Here is a 1,898-nt window from a genome sequence, read left to right as displayed (position 1 = left end):
TACAAGATTAGCTAAAATTAACGAGACGGATCTATTCACTCCCGATGCCCTAGAGCTATTATCTGAAAAGAGTGGTGGTGTGATCCGGGATTTAATCCGACTAGCGCGGGGGGCTTGTCAGGTCGCCCTGAAGAAAAAAAAGGAATATGTAGACACAACCATTGCTAAGGAGGCAATTCAAGAAGAACGCAAAGCCTATACTATCAACGACTATCATTTTCCCGAATTGGCTACTGTTCACGAAACTGGTCGCTTAACTACCAATACCCATCATTTGCCCAAGCAAGGTGAATTTGTCATTTGTAATGAACTTTTACAAAATAAGTATGTCTTAGGGTATTACGGTGAATCTATATGGTTTGATGTGCATCCAATGATTATCGAAGACTTGGAACAGTGGCAAGGGAGTCAGAATTCAGCCGTTAGCTCTTAGGTTTCAGGTAAGCATTCAGCTATCAGCTATCAGCTATCAGCTATCAGCTATCAGCTATCAGCTATCAGCCTCGAAGCCTGTGCCACGAGTCATGGACTTTTCCCAAGACTTTCAATTCTCATTGATCTGGAACTATTAAATTCTCTAGTTCTAGGTTTATTTTAAGCACCTCAAGTAGCGTGGTAAGCATTCAGCTATCAGCTATCAGCTATCAGCTATCAGGGGCTTGTGGCCAACCTACTTGAGGTAATTTTGAATAAAATAAGCTGTTCGCTTAGCTTGAGCCTTGCCCTATGGCCACGGTACAGGAATGGCTGACAGCTGACTGCTGACGGCTGAATGCTTACGTAGCGTGAGCTAAAAGCGGACGGCTGACGGTCTAGGCTTTGGGTTTTGTTAGAATGAAACAGCCCTGCTTAAAAAGGGGGGAAGGGCATGGGTAATCGGGAATGGAAGCAATGACACAGACACTCTCAAAACCAAAAGACCAACGGCTGATTCACTCTGGGATGAATTGGCAACAATTCAAATTACTGGAACAGAGCTTTGCCGATTCACCAGGAATACGGTTATTCTACTACAGAGGAGAAGTAGAAATCTTGGCAGTTTCTCAAGACCACGAAACCTTTAGCCGCTTGATCGGGATTCTGTTAGCTATCTACTTTGAAGAAAAGGGAATTGAGTTCACCCCTACAGGAAGCTTTACCCAAGAAAAACCAGGGGTAGCCTCAGCACAAGCGGATGAGTCTTATTGTATCGGAAAGCCAAAGAAAATTCCAGACTTATCTATCGAAGTGGTTTTTACCAGTGGTAATCTCTCCAAACTCAATCGCTATCGGGAGTTGGGTGTACCTGAAGTCTGGTTCTGGGAAGATGGTCTATTTACCTTACATCATCTCAGAGCAGACGGTTACGAACGAATTTATACCTCAGAGGTGTTACCAGACCTAGATATGGAGTTGTTAACTAGGTCTGTAGTAATGGCGTCTACAGTTGAGGCAATGAGGTTTTTCAGAAAGGCAATTTCTGAGTAGTCGCGATGGTAATGAGTAATAGGGAATTTAGAATTTAGAATTTAGAATTGATAGGGTTTCTTGCATCTATTATGAGGTACTCTTCTCAACCTCATAAATCCAATAAATTAACGATTTTTGTGAATACTAATCCTCCCTCCCACACTCCCCATCTCCCCATCTGCCCATCTCCCCACTCTCACTCAATACTCACCCATGGCAACAGCCCCTGACCCATTGACTTCCGCTGACCATAATGAGCTGGATAGCTTAGTCACCACTCTAGAACTATCCAGTGGCACCACCATTATTTTTGCGATCGCTCCCGAAAGTGGTCCCAAGCATCCAGTGGTGGAGCAGTTTACATCTGTTGTTAATCAAGAAGCCTTTAGTGAGGAAGGGTTTCAGGTTCGCAATTTTTTCTACAGTCAGGATTCGTTAATTAATTTTCT

The 1,898-nt window shown here is 43.5% G+C and carries 2 protein-coding genes and 1 pseudogene; all 3 read left to right on the top strand.

The window, feature by feature from the left end:
• Positions 1-433, top strand: a pseudogene (locus tag F6K37_RS40235) (hypothetical protein); the annotation flags it as partial.
• Between the two features lie 458 nt (positions 434-891).
• The gene (locus F6K37_RS40230) at positions 892-1,467 is read left to right on the top strand and encodes a Uma2 family endonuclease (RefSeq protein WP_287256884.1); all 576 of its coding nucleotides are present in this window, start codon (positions 892-894) and stop codon (positions 1,465-1,467) included.
• 195 nt (positions 1,468-1,662) lie between these two features.
• Positions 1,663-1,898 (top strand): hypothetical protein (locus F6K37_RS40225; RefSeq protein WP_287256882.1); only part of this gene is annotated, 236 nt, incomplete at its 3' end.

The organism is Moorena sp. SIO4E2, assembly GCF_010671945.1.
Lineage (GTDB): Bacteria > Cyanobacteriota > Cyanobacteriia > Cyanobacteriales > Coleofasciculaceae > Moorena > Moorena producens.
This window is presented reverse-complemented; position numbering and strand designations above follow the sequence as displayed.

Excerpts from the sequence above, each read along its gene's own strand:
- F6K37_RS40230 (WP_287256884.1), top strand. The coding sequence starts at position 892 with ATGACACAGACACTCTCAAAACCAAAAGACCAACGGCTGATTCACTCT.